The sequence below is a fragment of the Halomonas sp. SH5A2 genome, from assembly GCF_014263395.1.
Taxonomy (GTDB): Bacteria; Pseudomonadota; Gammaproteobacteria; order Pseudomonadales; family Halomonadaceae; genus Vreelandella.
Genome location: NZ_CP058321.1, coordinates 1,155,324 through 1,170,922 on the forward strand (window position 1 = coordinate 1,155,324; position 15,599 = coordinate 1,170,922).

The following is a 15,599-nucleotide window of genomic DNA, read 5'->3' on the forward strand; positions in this document are numbered from 1 at the left end:
AAAGCTCCGCACTCACCGGCACATGTTTTTGTAGCGCCTCCCAGTCCTTGTAGGACCCCGACTTTGTCGGGCGATGGGGTTGGATGAAGGTGATGATTTTCAAAGGCAGGATCATTGCTGATCGCGCAGTAAACTGCACTCTGACGAAAACCTGTACTCGACATCTATCGGCGTTTGGGGCTGTTTCCGTTACACTAAGCGGCTTTAAGCTTGCCTGCGGGCAGTGGGTGTTTTTTGTCGAGGTGTCTCTTGGGCGACGCGTTACATGCTTGGTGGGCGCAGCAGTTGGTGCTGTGCGATTGGCATTTTACGCCGCATCCTTTGTCGGTGGATGCGGGGGCAGCGGAGCAGCGTTTGCTGGGCCAGGGTATCGCCCATCGGGGTGAGCTGGCCGAGCAATGGTGGGTTGCGTTGCATGCCCCGGCGGGCGAGGCGGACCGGCTGCTGGCGGCGCTTGAATGGGCGGCGCTGGCGGGCGCGGCGGGGTGGATAAGCCCTGAGCAGGCCAGCGACTGGGCCTGTTGCGTGATGCAGCGTATTCACCGCGATTACCGCGACCTGCGCAGTTGGTTGGGCGATGTGCGCCGCTCGCTGGGTGTGCGTGGCTGGGCCACCGGCGCCGATGACCGTTTTATCGATGCCTGCCAGGTGCTGGCCGACTCGGAAGCCGAGGGCGCGGGGATCACCTGGGAGATGTTCGAGGCGGCGCTGCGCGAGCACGGCCAAGTCGCCCTGTGGCCCACATCCCCAGCCGCTCAGCCTTGGCGGCTGTGTGCGCTGTTTCGGCCGTTGCTGAATTACCCGGCGAGCAAGGCAGATTGGCCGGACGCGGTCAATTGGTTAGGCTCCGCCTGGGACATTGACAGCCGCGACGAGCTGCTGACCGGGCTGTTATGGCTGGGTACCCAGGGCGAACGCCAGCGCTGGGACGTTGAAGCGCGTGACTTGCTTGCCATGGACGCGGCTCAGCGCCAGGAATGGCAGCGCAATGCCCAGCCTGATTCGCACCATGCCAGCGTACTGTGCCGCTTTGTCAACCAGGGCGAGCCCCTTGAATGGGCCGCCTGGGATTGGTTGCGGATAGTGGAACTGGCCTGGGCAGGTGCCTGTAGTGGCTGGCTGAGCCAGGCCGAAGCGGATGCCTTTGCGGCGCATGCCGCCGAGCTCATGCAACGCCGCTACCACGACTGGCGGGCGGTGATTGTCGCCTACCGGCGGGGACAGAGCCTGTTTGACGGCATTGACCGTCGCGACATGACGCCGCCCGAACGCGAGACGCTGCTGCTGAGCGGCTCGTTCAGCCCCTGGCGGGTCGCCGTTGATGACCTGTTGGACGCCGAGACCCAGGCGGCCTCGCGCGAAATGCTCAGCCAGTGGCGCAACACGCCACACCGCTGGTTGCTGGCCATGGCGGGGGTGCGCGAGCCGGATGCCATGCTGCGGCTGGCCAACCCTGGCGCTCCGCTAAGCGAAGCGCAGCGCGTCGAGGCAGGGGAGTACCTGGATGGGTCCTTAGGGTTGCATGCCGATGAGGGAGCGACGGCTATGGCGCGCTACTGGCTGCCCGCTCAGGCGCATCATTTGAATCAGCTCGCCGCCGATGCGGCCCACGGTGTTATGCCGCCTTCCGCGACGCTGTTTGGTCAGCCGGACTTCCCAGTTAACGCCCAGCGCCAGACGCTGAAAGGCGTCAGCCGTCATGCCGCGACGATCCACATGGCCGAGAAGTTTGCCTTCTACCTGCATATGGCCCTCAACAGCGAACTTCTCGAGACGGAGGCGCTGTTGGATTACGCGCGCTCGCTGCGCAGCTGTTTGTGCCGCTTTTATCCCAACGCCAAACGCATGCTGGAAGCCTGGCTGGCCTGGGAGCACTGCTTGCCGGAGAGCGAGCACGCCTCGCTGTGCAATGAGATTGCCTGGCACCTGGAAGACCCAGGCAGCCTGTTCCATTGGCTTGACTGGCGCGCCGATGCGTGGCGCGAGCCCAGCGAGCGGCCGACGCTCAGCCAGTTTACCGCGATGTCGCTGGTCGGGCCGCTGAACAGTGCCGTATGGAGCGAGCCCCAACAGGAAAGCCCCCGCGAGTGTGCGGAGATTCGTGAGTGGGTGGAAAGCCATTACCATCTGGCCAGCGCCGACGATATGCAGACCTTTTTGGCGTCCATGCTGGAGGCGGGCGACCGCCAGGAATACCAGATCAATTACGAGCCCTACACGATCAATACTCAACGCCTGGAGTCCGAGATTGCCATTATGGAGTCTGGCGATTGTGTGGAGGAGGATCGCCATCACCTGCTGCGGCTGCGCCGCGTGCGCGATAACGAGGATGGTTGCAACGAGATCGACATGGCGGCCTGGGATATTGCCCAGCTTGTCGACCTGGCCATTGCCGGTCGTCAATTGGGCTGGCTGTCATCCACGTCCTTTGCCGATGTGTTGGAGCGTGCCTACCAGCTGGCGGCGGAGCACTACTCGGGTTGGCAGGATTATGCGGCAGGCATGTACGCGGGGTTCTCGTTCTTCATGGGGGAAACCCCCGAGCGGGAGAGCTTTCTGGCCAGTTTCCGGCAGGCGTTGGTTGCCTGGCTTTGTGCGGCACCGATACTTGCGGGGCCGTGGGCGAGCCTGGATTTTCCCGGCAACAAGCCGCGTCATTTTGCGCCGCTGCACATCGATACGTTGCCCGGCGATCAACGGACTTTGCATTGAAGCTCGCCTAACGTAGGTCTTTTGGCTTATAGTCATGGTCATCCAGTATAAGCTCAGCCAAGAATAGGTCTGGCAGCTGGTATTTTTTATTCAATTATCGACGAGGGATCGCGCATGGTTGCGTTGCCAACTATTGCTGTCACCGCTGCTCGTTTTATTACTATTTATTCTGGTCGGTTACGTGAACGCCATGCGCCTCTGGCGATGGCAGGTTGCATGGTCGTTGTTCTGAGTGGCTGTGCCACCAGTGCGCCGCAGGACGATACCCCCGATGATTATTTTGCCCGCTCGATGCCGGGCCTGCCCGACGACTGGAAGACGCAGATGTCACCTTTCGATGGGCAGTACGATTCCTTCGGTAACTGGCAGGCCTCGCCTACCGAGCAGGTGCGCGAGGCGCTGCTGGCCCAGCATGAGCAATGGGTAGGCACGCCATATCGGCTCGGCGGCACCACCCAACGTGGCATCGACTGCTCGGCGCTGGTGCGCAACATCTTCCGCGATACCTTTGAGCTTGAGTTGCCGCGCTCTACCCGTGGGCAAGTCCATGAGGGACGCCCGATCGACCGCCAGGAATTACAGGCGGGCGATCTGGTGTTCTTCCGCCCGCCGGGGTCGTATAACCATGTAGGCATTTATGTTGGCGACGGGCATTTCCTGCACGCGTCCACCTCTCAGGGGGTGATCATTTCCAGCCTGAATAATGTCTACTGGAAACGCCATTACTGGCAATCGCGGCGACCGCTGGCGCCTTCCCACATGGCAAAGCTCAAGGACTCGTCGCCGCTCAACGCCTCTCGGTCGATGTAGCGGACTTTTCTTACCGTTGAGCGTCACATGATCGAAGCCAACACCCGCGCCTGGTGGCGCGCGACCTTTGCCCTGTGCCTGGGCTCCTTCCTGGTATTCATCAATCTTTATGCCCCGCAGCCGCTGCTGCCGGGGCTTAAAGAGACCTACGGCGTGTCTACCCTGGTGGTCAGTCTGCTGATGTCGGTGTCGACGCTGTCATTGGCCTTGGCGCTGCTGGTATTCGGGCCGTTGTCCGACGCTATCGGCCGCGAAGCCATCATGCGCATTACCTTGCTGTTGGCCGGTGGTTGCTCGCTGGCGTTGGCCTTTGCGCCCAATTTTGAAAGCCTGCTGGTGCTGCGGCTGGTGCAAGGTTTTGTGCTGGGTGGCCTGCCGGCGGTGGCGATTGCCTGGATGGGCGATGAGTTCGATAAACCGGCGCTACTGGGTGCGGTGGGGCTGTATATTGGCGCCAATTCGCTGGGCGGCATCAGTGGGCGTGTGGTGGGCGGCGCGGCGGCGGATATCGGCGGACCAACGGCGGCGTTTTTAACCGTGGGCGTGCTGACGCTGGTGGGCTGCGCGGTGTTCTGGCGGCTGCTGCCAAACAGCCAGGCGTTTCGCCCGCAGCGCTTTCAGCTGCGCATCGCGCTGGGTGATCTGGCCGGGCACTTGCGCAACCCTGTTCTGCTCGCTGCCTATGCATTGGGCGGCATCAACTTCCTGATCTTTATCAACCAGTACAGCTACATCACCTTCCGCCTGGCTGATGCGCCCTATCAATTGGCGGCGAGCAGCCTGGGGCTGGTGTTTCTTACCTATCTGGGGGGTACCGTTGGTTCGACGCTTTCAGGGCGGCTGGCCCAGCGCTTCTCGCCGGCGGCCTGCATGAGCGTGGGCGTGGCGATTCTGATGCTGGGCACGGCGATCACGCTGGCGGATTCTCTCTTGTTGATTATCCTTGGCCTGACCGTCAACGCCTTCGGGTTCTTTCTGGCCCATTCGCTGGCCTCGAGCTGGGTGGGGCGCTACGCCCAGGGCGCCCGGGGCAGCGCTTCGGCGCTGTATCTGGTGTTCTATTACGTGGGGGCTAGCCTTGGCGGGTTCTGGCTGGAGCCGTTCTGGCAGTGGGCGGGCTGGCAGGGCGTAGCGCTGGGCTCGTGGCTGTTGCTTAGCGTGACGCTGGCCGTGGCGCTGGGGTTGTGGCGTTTTGAGCGCCGTGCTACCTAGAGGGGCGCAACTGCGCATCGCTGAGCGTTAACCGCCGCGGGCACAGGCGTTCAAGCAAGGCCGCGTCGTGGCTGATCACCAGCACGCCAAGCTGGCGCTCATCCGCCACCTGGCGCAGCGCTTGCCACAGGGCAAGCTGGGTGAGGGGGTCTAGCATGCTTGAGATTTCATCGGCCACCAGGTAGCGCACGCCGGGGGCCAGGGCGCGCAGCACACAGACGCGCTGCAGTTCGCCGCCGGAAAGCGCGCTGGGGTAGCGGTTCAACCAGGCAGGTTCGATCCCGAAGGCGTCACGCAATGCCGCCGGGGGTGTCCAGGCTTCCTCGAGAATGCGCTTGACCCGCCAGCGCGGGTTGACCGAAAGTTCTGGCGACTGGGGCAGCCACTGCACGGGCTGCAATCCGTTTTGCGGCAGCGGTTCACCGTCCACTTCTATCGTTCCCGACTGGGGCGTGAGATGCCCCGCCAGCAGTTGGCCGAAGGTCGACTTGCCTTCGCCGGAATTGCCGCTAAGCCCTACCCACTCGCCCGCCTCCAGAGACAGTGACACGTTATCCAGCACGGCCCTCTGGTGGGCAAACGCATGCTGTAAACGGTGGGCGCTAAGCAACGTCTTGGGCCTGTGCGGTGGGTGCCACGCCAAAGTGGTTGTCGGGTAGCGCCTGCCATAGCGCCTGGGCGTAGCCGGTGGTCAAGGTGTCACCGTCGCCCTGGAAAGCGCTGGCGGGGGCGGTTTCGACACAGCGCCCCTGGCGCATCAGCGTGACACGCTGGGCAATGGGCAGGGCGTGGCGCAGGTCGTGGGTAATCAGCAACACCGCCTTGCCTTCGCGGGCAAGTACTGCCAGGGCGTCAAGCACCCGGTCACGCTGGCGTGGGTCGAGGCCGACGCTGGGTTCGTCAGCGATGATCAACTGCGCGCGGCTCACGTGGGCCATGGCAGTGAGTACCCGCCGCGCCATGCCGCCGGAAAGCTCATGCGGGAAGGCCTGCCGGCCGCGTTCGTCCAGTTGGTAGTGAGTGAGCGCTTGCCCGGCTGCCTGCCAGGCGTCGGACCTGGCGCGACCTGCGCGGTGGGCCGCCCAGCTGACCTGTCGCTGGCTGCGGACCAGGGGGTCGAGCGCATCGAGCGACTGGGGAATCAAGGCCAGTTCACGTCCGCGAAGCTGGCGCTGGCGAACGGCAGTCAGCGGCTGGTTTTGGAAGGTCAGGCGGCCGGTTTGGCGCTTGGGCTCGGGTAGCAGGCCCAGCAGTGCATGGGCCAGCAGACTCTTGCCCGCTCCCGAGGCACCCACCACAGCGTGAACCTCGCCGGGGTGAAGCTCGAGCGAAACGTCGCTCAACACCTCGGCCCAGCGGCGTCGCCACCAGGTGGCGTAATACGGCAGTTGCAGGCTCAGGTGTTCAATGGACAGCATGTCATTTCTCCTTCTCCTGACTGTTTCTCGTGACTATCTCTACTGACTGAGCCTAAAGCGCATGACGCCATTGGCTGGCCAGGCGTTCGAGGCTGAGTACCACCAGCAACAGCCCAAGCCCGGGAAATACCCCGAGCCACCAGATGCCGCTGCTCAAGTAGCGCATGGCATCAGCAAGCAGCAGGCCAATCGCGGGTTGGCTCGGGTCTAGCCCGACGCCTAAAAAGGTCAGCGCGGCTTCGTGCAAAATGGCGTGCGGGAACAGCAGCAAGGCGCCGACCACGCATTGGGGCAGCACCTGGGGCAGGTAGTGGTAGACCATCACAAAGCCTCGTGACTTGCCGAGCGCCCTGGACATGGCGATATACGGGGCATGGCGAAGCTGGAGGAGTTCGGCGCGCAGTAACCTTGCAAGGCGGGGCCAGTGGGTAACCGCCACGGCGATAATTACCGCCTGGGTGCCACCGCCGAGCGCGAAGGCAATCAGCAGTAACAGAATCAAATGCGGCACGCTGAGCAGCGTATCGATCACCAGGCCAACCAGTGCGTCTAAGCGTGGGCCCAGCATGGCCAGCAGCGCCATGCCCAGCGCGATGAGCGTGCCAAACAGTGCTGCCAGGCTGCCGACGCCGATGCTCAGACTCAGCCCTGCCAGGGTGCGCGCCCAGAGGTCGCGGCCCAGCGCATCGGTGCCGAGCCAATGGTCCAGGCTGGGAGGCGCGAGGCGGGTGTCAAAGTGCATCTGGCCTGGGGTGTCGCCGAGCAACCAGCGGCTGCTGAGTAGCGCGACGAGCAGCAAGGCGATGGCGGTACCGACCCAAAGCGCATCGCGTCGCGGTTGCGCGCGGCTCATGGCGCCTCCTTTTGCATGCGCGGGTCAATCAGCGCGTAGAGGGTATCGGCAAGCAAATTGCCCACGCTCACGAACAGCGCGGTAAACAGCGCGATGCCCAACAGCAGGGGCACATCGCTGCGTAGCCCGGCAGCGACCGTTGCCTGACCAAGGCCGGGGTAGGCAAACACCTGCTCGACAAGAACCGAGCCGCCAAACAGCTCCCCCAGCGAGGCCAGTGAAAGCGTCAGCGCGGGCAGGCTGGCGTGGCGGATGCCGTGCCGCCAGGCGATATCCCAACGGCTAGCGCCTTGTGCAAAGGCGTGGGTGGCGATGTTGGAGTTCATCAGCGCGAGCATGCGCGTGCGGGTGTGCAGGGTAATATTGGCGATGCCGACCAGTGCGAGTGTCGCCACGGGCAGGATCAGATGATGAAGCCGGGTGGCCATGCTGACATCCTGGCTTAGGGTGCCGGTAGGGCCTGCGCAGCACACCGGGGTCCAGCCCAGGTAAACCGAAAATAACAGCAGCAGTAGCATGGCCAGCCAGAAGGCGGGCGTCGAGGCCGTCAAGTAGGCGTAGGTGCTGATGATTCTATCCAGCAGGCTGGCTTCTTTTGCCCCGGCGATCACCCCGAGGGCAAAGCCCACCAGCGTGGTGAGTAACCAGGCGCTGCCCAGCAACACGATGGATCGCTGAAAGCGTTGGCCGATGACCTCGCTTACCGGCTGGTTGTACACATGGCTAACCCCCAGGTCGCCCTGAATGAGCTGGCCCAGCCAGTGACCAAACTGAACCACGGGCGGCTCGTCGAACCCCCAGCGCTCGGCGATCAGGTCGCGCTGCTCCGGGCTTACCTGGGCCATTTGCGGCCCCAGGTAGGCGTCAATCGGGTCGATGGGTGACAGCATCATCAAGCCAAACGACACCACCGCGACGCACGCCAGTACCAGCGCAAGGCGCAGCAGACGAACAGCGACGGTCGCGATCAGTTGCACGTCCAGCGCCAGTCCAGCAGGTTAGCGGTAATCGGCCAGCCGTGGCCGTGGGGGGCAACGCCCAGAGTGCCTACATCCAGGCAGCTGTCGGCGGCGTAGATGTGTTGCAGATTGACCATCCACGCCCAGGTCGTATCGCCGCGTACGCCATAGCCGGTGTCGCCTTCCCACTGGGCATTGCGCCAGTGGTGGTTGGCTTGTTCGGCGCTGGCGGCTCGCTGGGCGTTGTCGAGGTGGTCGTCTACGGTGGGGTTGGTGTAAAAGCCGCTGTTGTAAAAGCCGTTGCCGCTATGCGCGCTATGGAACAGGTAATAGATCTCCTGGGGACTGTGGCTTCCAAACCCCATCACCACCGCGTCCTGGTGGAGCGCTTCGCGCTGTATCTCATCCCAGTGGCGAGCGGTGGGCTGCATGACGATACCCAGCGGGCGGACCATCTGCGCGCTGATTTCGGCCAGCCGTTGCCGGGTGGTGTCGCCTGCCGGGTAGGTCAGCCGGAAGCGGGCGGTTTGACCGTCTTTTTCGCGCAGGCCATCGTCGCGCTGCCGCCATCCGGCGTCTTCCAGGCGCTGGATGGCGCGCTCAAGGTCCGGGGCCGCCAGGGTTTCGTCGGGGTCGCTCCACGGCAGGCCGTCGGCGGGGCCGAACGCCGGGCGGCCGTAGCCTTCCAGCGCGACGTCTACCAGGGTGTCGCGGTCGAGCGCCAGGTTGATCGCCTGGCGGATGGCGATATCGGCGGTGACATCGTTGCCAATCGGTGCGCCGTTGTCGGCGGTTTTGCCTTCATCGGGCTGCATGGGAAACAGGATGCCGCGGTTGTCGACGCTTTCCATTACCACGCGCTGCATGTCTGACGGGATTTCGCTGGCAAGCGCCGGGGGCAGGGCGGCCAGGTCGACGTCGCCTGCGCGCACGGCGTTAAGGGTGGTATCCTCACCGGTGAACAAGAAAACCAGCCGCTCAAACGGCGGGGTGGGGCCGTAAAAGTGCGGGTTACGCTCGACGATCAACTGCTCGCCTTCCTGCCATTCCACCAGCTGATAGGGACCGGAACCCAGCGGGGCACGGCCGTAGTCATCGTCGTAGCCATTATCGCGCGTGGCACTGGGGACAATCCCTAAGGTCATCAACTGGTCGATAAAGGTGATGCGCGGCTCGCGCAGGGTGAGGGTGACAGTTTGTGAGTCGACGGCCTCGGCGTTTTGCAGCACGCTCAGGTCGGCGCGACCGCCCGCTTCGGCGGCGGCATTGAAGGTGAAAGCGACATCGTTAGCGGTGAGCCGGGTGCCATCGGCAAAGCGTACGTCGTCGCGCAGCGTCAGCGTCCAGGTGAGGCGATCGTCAGAGAGCGACCAGTCGGTGGCGACCTGCGGCTGAGGCTCAAGGTCGGTGTCTCGTGAAAGCAGCGTCGATTGAAAGAGCGGGTTGCCGTACTGCCCCCAGCCGAGCAGCGGGTCGAAACCCTGTTCCGGCTCACCGCCGATGGCCATCACGAGTTGGTCCTTGGCTTCGGCGGCATTCGCCAGCGTGACGCAACTGAGCGCCAAGCCGAGTAGAATCGTTCGTGAGTCGAGCGCCATGGCCGTTTCCTGTAGAGGACGGGTATGATGTTTTTTTAATATCATCATACTGAAGGCCGAGGGTCAATTTTTTGAAAGGGGAAGTCGATGCAGCGAGTAACGGTCACGCTTGATGAGGAGTTGCTGGCGGATGTGGATGAACTGATCCAGGAGCGCGGTTACCAGAACCGTTCCGAGGCGATCCGCGATTTAACCCGCAGCGGACTTCAGCAGGTACGCGAGGAAGCTGCACCGCAGGCGCCGTGCATGGGCGCGCTGGTGTATGTCTATGACCATGCGGCCAGGGAGCTTTCCAAACGACTGACGCGCCATTCCCACGCCCATCATGATCTCACGCTTTCGACGCTACACGTCCACTTGAACGAGCAAAGCTGCATGGAAGTCGCGCTGCTCAAGGGCCAAAGCGACCAGTTGAAACAGTTCGCCGACGAGGTCACCTCGTCGCGCAGCGTCCGCCACGGTCGCCTGGTGCTGATTCCTGAGGAGTGAGCATAAAAAAGGCGACCGCTTGGGTCGCCTTTTCGCATGTCACGGGTTGGCTGGGAAACAGCCTGGGAGAAGCGCTTAGTGCTGCTCTTCGTCGCCTTCGCCGTGTACATGGCCGTGTTCAACTTCTTCTTCGCTGGCTTCGCGTACTTCGGCGATTTCAACGTCAAAGTTGAGGTGCTGACCGGCTAGCGGATGGTTGCCGTCAACAACGACTGTGTCGCCTTCGACTTTCTTCACGGTGACCATCAACGGGCCGCCTTGAGTCTGGGCTTGGAACTGCATGCCCGGCTCAACGCTTTCAACGCCCTGGAACGCATCGCGCGGAACTTCCTGCATCAGCTGTTCCTGAATCTCGCCGTAACCCTCTTCCGGGGCAACCTGGACGTTCAGCTTTTCGCCTGCAGCGTGTCCTTCCAGCTCTTTTTCCAGGCCAGGAATGATGTTGCCTGAACCGTGGAGGTAGGTGAGGGGCTCGCGGCCTTCGGAACTGTCTAGCACTTCACCTGCATCGTTGGTCAGGGTGTAGTGGAACGCGACAACCGAGTTTTGCGCAATTTGCATTAAATAACCTTTCGGTGAGTGCATGTCCCTAACATGGTAACGCGTGAAAACCGGATTGTCAGGGGGTAGAAGGGGATTTTCCGCCTTCTTACCTTTATGCAGTATTGCGCCTAGGATTTAGCAGGGCTACCCTGGCTGTACACTTTTTTCGCCGCACCTTCTACGGAGCATGACATGACCATATTTATCATCTGGTTAATCGCCCTTGTGCTGATTGGCTATTTTGTCAATCAGCGTTGGCAAAGCGTGAGTGCCGGGTTGGATAAGATGTTGCCCGAGTCGTTGAAAACTCATGGCGACAACCGCTGGCTTTGGGTGGGTGCCCTTGCCGTGCTGGGGGCGACCACATTGGTGCGTCCGGTGGATATCCTCCTGGTGGCCATTCTGTTGGGCATTATTGGCGTTGTGGTGTACAAGCTGATTGGTTGGGCATCTAGCAAAGCGCCTCACTAAACACCTCTAATCACCAACCTAACGAAAACCGCCCCGTCAGCGATGCTGGCGGAGCGGTTTTTTATGCCGCGATTAGCTATTTATATCAACTAACCATTTCTACTAACTAACCATCAGTAGGGGGCGACACTCGCGTTGGCACCGTTGCCGATCAGGCGAACTTTCTGACCCGGCTGGAACTGGCGGTCGGCACGCTGAACGACAACGACGTCAGTACCGTCTTCCAGGCGGATTTCCATTTCCAGGGCATCAATGCGGTTAGCGCGGTCTTCAGCAGCGGTACCGGCAATGGACCCACCCAGCGCACCGGCGACGGTGGCCAGTTGACGCCCGGAGCCGCCACCCACCTGGTTACCCAGTAGGCCGCCGATAATCGCGCCGCCGCCGCCGCCCAGCAGGCCGCCGGTGCGGCTATCCGCCTGAATTTGAACCGGGCGTACCGCGGCAATCGTGCCGATTCTCACGTTTTGAGAGGTCTTGGCCTGGTTGCCGCTATAGACATCGCCCGAGTAGCCCGCAGTGTTGGCACAGCCAGCAAGAGTAAGAAGGCTGAGTGCGGCGATAGGGAGTAAATGTTTCATGGAAACCTCCAGATGATTGATTTAGCCATCCCGTTTGAAGAGACATCAAGGCTAAATTATAGAACAGTGTTCGTTAACAACATACCTGAGAATGCTGATGTTGAACAGCGCTCATTGGAAATGCTGACTATGTAAAGTAGTTATATAAGACAGCGATGCAAGCTAATGATGCAAAATTATCATGCAAAACAGTCTATTTGTTGATTAAGAAAAGAGTGTGCAAGCTTAGGTGAAAAATCGCGCAGCCAATAAAACGCCCGGAAGACGCTAATCTTCCGGGCGTTTGAGCCTTAGGCTGCCGCTTGGTGGCGAGTATCAGCCAAACTGGTTCATGGTGTTGTCTTTGCCGCCGGCTTTCAGCGCGGCTTCACCTTGGAAGAACTCCTTGTGGTCATCGCCGATGTTCGAGCCTGCCATGTCCTGGTGCTTGACGGTGGCGATGCCCTGGCGAATTTCCTCGCGCTGGACTTTCTTGACGTAAGCCAGCATGCCGTCGTCGCCGAAGTAGCCCTTGGCCAGGTTGTCGGTGGACAGCGCCGCCGTGTGGTAAGTGGGCAGGGTGATCAGGTGATGGAAGATACCCGCCTCACGTGCGCCGTCGCGCTGGAAGTTACGCGTCCACTCGTCGGCCAGTTGGCCAAGTTCGGTGTTGTCGTACTCGATACCCATCAGCTTGTCGCGCTCGTAGGCCGAAACGTCCTTGCCTTCTTTTTCCCAGGCATCGAACACTTGCTGACGGAAGTTGAGCGTCCAGTTGAACGACGGCGAGTTGTTGTAGACCAGCTTGGCATCCGGGCAGACTTCGCGGATACGGTTGACCATGGCGGCGATCTGGCCGACGTGGGGTTTTTCGGTCTCGATCCAAAGCAGATCGGCACCATTTTGCAGGCTGGTGATGCAGTCGAGCACCACACGGTCCTCGCCGGTTCCCGGCTTGAACTGGTAGAGGCCGGAGGCAAGACGCTTGGGTTTGACCAGCTTGCCGTTCTGCTTGATGACCACGTCGCCGTTGTTGATGTCGCTGGCGTTTTCGATCACATCGCCGTCGAGGAAGCTGTTGTACTGGTCGCCCAGGTCGCCCGGCTCGTTGGTTACGGCGATCTTCTGGGTCAGGCCCGCGCCCAGCGAGTCGGTACGTGCCACGATCACGCCTTCTTCAACGCCCAGTTCCAGGAAGGCGTAGCGTACGGCATTGATTTTGGCGATAAAGTCTTCGTGGGGCACGGTGACCTTACCGTCCTGGTGGCCGCACTGCTTCTCGTCGGATACCTGGTTTTCAAGCTGGATACAGCAGGCACCCGCTTCGATGAATTTCTTGGCCAGCAGGTAAGTGGCTTCAGCGTTACCAAAACCGGCGTCGATGTCGGCGATGATCGGCACCACGTGGGTCTCGTGGTTGTCGATCTGGCTGATCAGTTCCTGCTCTTTAGCCTTGTCGCCTGCCTCTTTGGCGTCGTCCAGGGCGCGGAAAAGGTGGTTAAGCTCCCATGAGTCGGCCTGTTTGAGGAAGGTGTAGAGCTCTTCGATCAGGTTGGCGACCGAGGTCTTTTCATGCATGGACTGGTCAGGCAGTGGGCCGAACTCAGAGCGCAGCGCGGCGACCATCCAGCCCGATAGGTAGAGGTAGCTACGCTTGGTGGTACCGAAATGCTTCTTGATGGAAAGCATTTTCTGCTGGCCGATAAAGCCGTGCCAGCAACCCAGCGACTGGGTGTACTTGCTGGTGTCGGCATCGTAGGCGGCCATGTCTTCGCGCATGATTTTGGCGGTGTACCTGGCGATATCCAACCCGGTATGGAAGCGGTTCTGAGCACGCATGCGTGCGGCGTATTCGGGTTTGATGTTATCCCACTTGCCGCCTTGTGCTTCGCGTAGTTGGGCCAGTGCCTTGATCTCTTCGAGCAGTCCAGTCATGAGCTAATCCCTCCGGGGTTATGATGGCGATGCGCATGTAAGCATTATCTTATGCTGCACCTGCGAAGTCGCTTTAAGCATCGTTCAAATCGCTTGGCGTGTCTTTAAGAAATAAGTCTCTTAATAGAACGTCGTAAGCGGGTGTTTTAGGCGGTGCCGTGCGGCACTGCAGTAAAGACACTATCCCTGATGGGAAGGAGGGCAACAATTGACACTTGGGGGCAGGCAGCGTTGTAGCTCGACTACAGCCGGGCGACAACGCGGGGGAGTTGTGTAGTGGAATTTCGTGATCACTTGGAAAGCAATCAGTTGAAAGTGAGGGTCATCTCGCGGTGGGGGATGCCAGCATCCATGAAAACCTCGCCATGGGCGACAAAGCCAAGCCGTTCGTAAAATGCCAGCGCATGGACCTGTGAACTAAGGGCTACCTGGTGGTGGCCGACGCGCTGGGCGGCGGCGATAGCGGCGGCCATCAACTGGCCGCCAATGCCGATTCCGCGCGCCTCGGCAAGCACTGCCACGCGGCCGATATGGCCATCGGGCAGTAGCCGTGCGGTGCCCACCGGGTTGCCGTCCAGGTAGGCCAGTAAATGATGGCAGGCGGGGTCCTGGCCGTCCCATTCTTCGTCCTGGGGCACTTGTTGCTCGTCAATGAACACCACACGACGAATATGGCTTGCGATGTCGCCCAGCGCTTGCCAGTCGCCTTCTTGAAGAGTGACCGGTAGGCTGTCGCTGGGCATATTATTCTTCGTCGTCATCGTCGTCCTGTAACCAGCTCAGGCTGCCCGCGTTAACTAGCTGGGTGATAAGCGCTTTGGCATCCGGTAGTTCCAGTACGTCCTCATGCAGCGGTGCCGTAGATGACAGCCGCTGGGCGAGCGCTTCTGTGCAGGGGTAGCCTTCGCCGTCGACGAACAGCGTGGTGGCGCCATTCTCGGTGCGCCAGGCAAAACGCGAGCCGGGCATATGATAGAGCGGGCCATCTTCCTGTAGCTGAGCGACAAGACTTGACTCGTCCATCGGCGTATCCAGCGGCACTACCTGGTCGACGTACTTGGGCTGGGTCATCGCGCGGCCGAACCACTGGGCGATTTGCTGGGGGTTATCCAGTGTCGACAGGATCAATTGGCGCATGCGCTCCACCGAGACATCGTCCAGCTCGCCACTGTGAGCCGCAGGGACGCGCCCGGCATCGCTGTAGCGCAGCGAGGCGGGCAGCTGTTCACCCCGGTAATCGGCGTAGGAGGTGACCGCTTCATCCGCCGATGGCGCCCGGAAGCCCACCGACATGGTGATGCAGTCGTCGGTCTGGCTAACCCCGTGGTGGGCCCAGCCCGGTGGCAAGTAGAGCATGTCGCCAGGCTCCAGCACCCAATCGGAGTCTTCTTCAACTTCGAAGGTTTCCAGAATACGCAGGTCAATGCCCTGAACAATCGGTGCGTCGTCGCTGGTCTTGCCACCCAGTTGCCAACGACGCTGGCCGCTGGCTTGAAACAGGAAAACGTCGTACTGGTCGACGTGGGGGCCGACGCTGCCGCCAGGCGGTGCGTAGCTGACCATGATGTCGTCCAACCGCCAGCGGGGCAGAAAGTCGAATTCATCCAGCAGGGCGGCCACCGAGGGTAGATAGTGATCTACGGCCTGTACCAGCAGGCTCCAGTGGCCATCGGGCAGACGCTCGAAGGTGGCTTCGTCAAAAGGCCCGTGGGATACCTGCCATGCGCCATCCGGGCCTTCTTCTTCTACCAGGCGGGCCTCGATGCCCGGTTCGCAGGCAAGCCCTGCGAGCTCATCGGGCTCGATGGGACTGATGTAGTCGGGTATCGCCCCGCGAATCAGTAGCGGCTTTTGTTGCCAGTAGGTCGCCAGAAATTCCGCCGGGGTCAAATCGCCGAGCAGGGTCAGTGGCTTATCAGAAGGTTGCATGGTGGTATCCTAAACGAACGTGGCAGTGAGAGCCGTGGATCCAATCAAATCAGAGTCGACCTTGACTAGAGTCGACCTGAACTAAATCAGTTCTTAGCTAAATCAGTTCT

The 15,599-nt window shown here is 61.3% G+C and carries 15 protein-coding genes; 5 read left to right on the plus strand and 10 right to left on the minus strand.

Annotated elements, in window-relative coordinates; all coding sequences use genetic code 11:
* Window positions 1-249 precede the first annotated feature (249 nt).
* The 3 genes from HXW73_RS05390 (at window position 250) to HXW73_RS05400 (ending at window position 4,734) form a co-directional block, all read left to right on the plus strand.
* Window positions 250-2,712, plus strand: coding sequence for a DUF1266 domain-containing protein (locus tag HXW73_RS05390; RefSeq protein ID WP_186255241.1), 2,463 nt, complete (start codon window positions 250-252; stop codon window positions 2,710-2,712).
* 114 nt (window positions 2,713-2,826) lie between these two features.
* Window positions 2,827-3,522, plus strand: coding sequence for a C40 family peptidase (locus HXW73_RS05395; RefSeq protein WP_186255242.1), 696 nt, complete (start codon window positions 2,827-2,829; stop codon window positions 3,520-3,522).
* Between the two features lie 27 nt (window positions 3,523-3,549).
* Window positions 3,550-4,734, plus strand: a complete 1,185-nt coding sequence (locus HXW73_RS05400; RefSeq protein WP_186255243.1) for an MFS transporter — start codon at window positions 3,550-3,552, stop codon at window positions 4,732-4,734.
* Here the strand turns inward: HXW73_RS05400 and HXW73_RS05405 are convergent.
* The 5 genes from HXW73_RS05405 to HXW73_RS05425 are packed head-to-tail and all read right to left on the minus strand — an operon-like array spanning window position 4,727 to window position 9,562.
* Window positions 4,727-5,344, minus strand: a complete 618-nt coding sequence (locus HXW73_RS05405) for an ABC transporter ATP-binding protein (RefSeq protein WP_240538722.1) — start codon at window positions 5,342-5,344, stop codon at window positions 4,727-4,729. The two genes, HXW73_RS05400 and HXW73_RS05405, sit on opposite strands and share 8 nt — an antisense overlap.
* Window positions 5,337-6,152 (minus strand): ATP-binding cassette domain-containing protein, encoded by an 816-nt coding sequence (locus HXW73_RS05410; RefSeq protein WP_186255244.1) that lies wholly within the window; start codon window positions 6,150-6,152, stop codon window positions 5,337-5,339. Before HXW73_RS05410 ends, HXW73_RS05405 begins: the two co-directional genes overlap by 8 nt.
* Window positions 6,153-6,204: 52 nt before the next feature.
* Window positions 6,205-7,005 carry an ABC transporter permease gene (locus HXW73_RS05415; RefSeq protein ID WP_186255245.1) on the minus strand — a complete coding sequence of 267 codons (801 nt, stop codon included), beginning with the start codon at window positions 7,003-7,005 and terminating at the stop codon, window positions 6,205-6,207.
* Entirely contained in the window at window positions 7,002-7,982 is a 981-nt protein-coding gene (locus tag HXW73_RS05420) for an ABC transporter permease (protein ID WP_186255246.1), read from the minus strand. The genes HXW73_RS05415 and HXW73_RS05420 overlap by 4 nt, the downstream gene beginning before the upstream one ends.
* Window positions 7,973-9,562 (minus strand): ABC transporter substrate-binding protein, encoded by a 1,590-nt coding sequence (locus tag HXW73_RS05425; RefSeq protein WP_186255247.1) that lies wholly within the window; start codon window positions 9,560-9,562, stop codon window positions 7,973-7,975. The genes HXW73_RS05420 and HXW73_RS05425 overlap by 10 nt, the downstream gene beginning before the upstream one ends.
* 87 nt (window positions 9,563-9,649) lie before the next feature.
* On the opposite strand from HXW73_RS05425, the gene nikR reads away from it, so the two are divergent.
* Window positions 9,650-10,051 (plus strand): nickel-responsive transcriptional regulator NikR, encoded by a 402-nt coding sequence (gene nikR / locus HXW73_RS05430; RefSeq protein WP_186255248.1) that lies wholly within the window; start codon window positions 9,650-9,652, stop codon window positions 10,049-10,051.
* Between the two features lie 75 nt (window positions 10,052-10,126).
* Here the strand turns inward: nikR and HXW73_RS05435 are convergent, their stop codons facing one another.
* Window positions 10,127-10,612 (minus strand): FKBP-type peptidyl-prolyl cis-trans isomerase, encoded by a 486-nt coding sequence (locus HXW73_RS05435; protein WP_186255249.1) that lies wholly within the window; start codon window positions 10,610-10,612, stop codon window positions 10,127-10,129.
* Window positions 10,613-10,786: 174 nt separating this feature from the next.
* Here HXW73_RS05435 and HXW73_RS05440 point away from each other — a divergent pair, with 174 nt between their 5' ends.
* Window positions 10,787-11,065, plus strand: coding sequence for a hypothetical protein (locus tag HXW73_RS05440; RefSeq protein WP_186255250.1), 279 nt, complete (start codon window positions 10,787-10,789; stop codon window positions 11,063-11,065).
* A gap of 113 nt (window positions 11,066-11,178) precedes the next feature.
* On the opposite strand, the gene HXW73_RS05445 is transcribed toward HXW73_RS05440, so the two are convergent.
* The 4 genes from HXW73_RS05445 to HXW73_RS05460 form a co-directional block, all read right to left on the minus strand.
* The gene (locus HXW73_RS05445) at window positions 11,179-11,646 is read right to left on the minus strand and encodes a glycine zipper 2TM domain-containing protein (RefSeq protein ID WP_186255251.1); all 468 of its coding nucleotides are present in this window, start codon (window positions 11,644-11,646) and stop codon (window positions 11,179-11,181) included.
* Between the two features lie 315 nt (window positions 11,647-11,961).
* Entirely contained in the window at window positions 11,962-13,560 is a 1,599-nt protein-coding gene (locus HXW73_RS05450) for an isocitrate lyase (protein ID WP_186255252.1), read from the minus strand.
* Between the two features lie 305 nt (window positions 13,561-13,865).
* Window positions 13,866-14,321 (minus strand): GNAT family N-acetyltransferase, encoded by a 456-nt coding sequence (locus tag HXW73_RS05455; RefSeq protein ID WP_240538723.1) that lies wholly within the window; start codon window positions 14,319-14,321, stop codon window positions 13,866-13,868.
* Window positions 14,305-15,489 (minus strand): cupin domain-containing protein, encoded by a 1,185-nt coding sequence (locus HXW73_RS05460; RefSeq protein ID WP_186255253.1) that lies wholly within the window; start codon window positions 15,487-15,489, stop codon window positions 14,305-14,307. The genes HXW73_RS05455 and HXW73_RS05460 overlap by 17 nt, the downstream gene beginning before the upstream one ends.
* Between the last annotated feature and the right edge of the window lie 110 nt (window positions 15,490-15,599).

Bases quoted from the DNA above. Each gene is read 5' to 3' on its own strand.
- HXW73_RS05435 (WP_186255249.1), bottom strand. From the start codon at position 10,612: ATGCAAATTGCGCAAAACTCGGTTGTCGCGTTCCACTACACCCTGACC.
- HXW73_RS05450 (WP_186255252.1), bottom strand. From the start codon at position 13,560: ATGACTGGACTGCTCGAAGAGATCAAGGCACTGGCCCAACTACGCGAA.
- HXW73_RS05395 (WP_186255242.1), top strand. From the start codon at position 2,827: ATGGTTGCGTTGCCAACTATTGCTGTCACCGCTGCTCGTTTTATTACT.
- HXW73_RS05400 (WP_186255243.1), top strand. From the start codon at position 3,550: ATGATCGAAGCCAACACCCGCGCCTGGTGGCGCGCGACCTTTGCCCTG.
- HXW73_RS05410 (WP_186255244.1), bottom strand. From the start codon at position 6,152: ATGCTGTCCATTGAACACCTGAGCCTGCAACTGCCGTATTACGCCACC.
- HXW73_RS05445 (WP_186255251.1), bottom strand. From the start codon at position 11,646: ATGAAACATTTACTCCCTATCGCCGCACTCAGCCTTCTTACTCTTGCT.
- HXW73_RS05460 (WP_186255253.1), bottom strand. From the start codon at position 15,489: ATGCAACCTTCTGATAAGCCACTGACCCTGCTCGGCGATTTGACCCCG.
- HXW73_RS05440 (WP_186255250.1), top strand. From the start codon at position 10,787: ATGACCATATTTATCATCTGGTTAATCGCCCTTGTGCTGATTGGCTAT.
- nikR (WP_186255248.1), top strand. From the start codon at position 9,650: ATGCAGCGAGTAACGGTCACGCTTGATGAGGAGTTGCTGGCGGATGTG.
- HXW73_RS05455 (WP_240538723.1), bottom strand. From the start codon at position 14,321: ATGACGACGAAGAATAATATGCCCAGCGACAGCCTACCGGTCACTCTT.
- HXW73_RS05425 (WP_186255247.1), bottom strand. From the start codon at position 9,562: ATGGCGCTCGACTCACGAACGATTCTACTCGGCTTGGCGCTCAGTTGC.
- HXW73_RS05415 (WP_186255245.1), bottom strand. From the start codon at position 7,005: ATGAGCCGCGCGCAACCGCGACGCGATGCGCTTTGGGTCGGTACCGCC.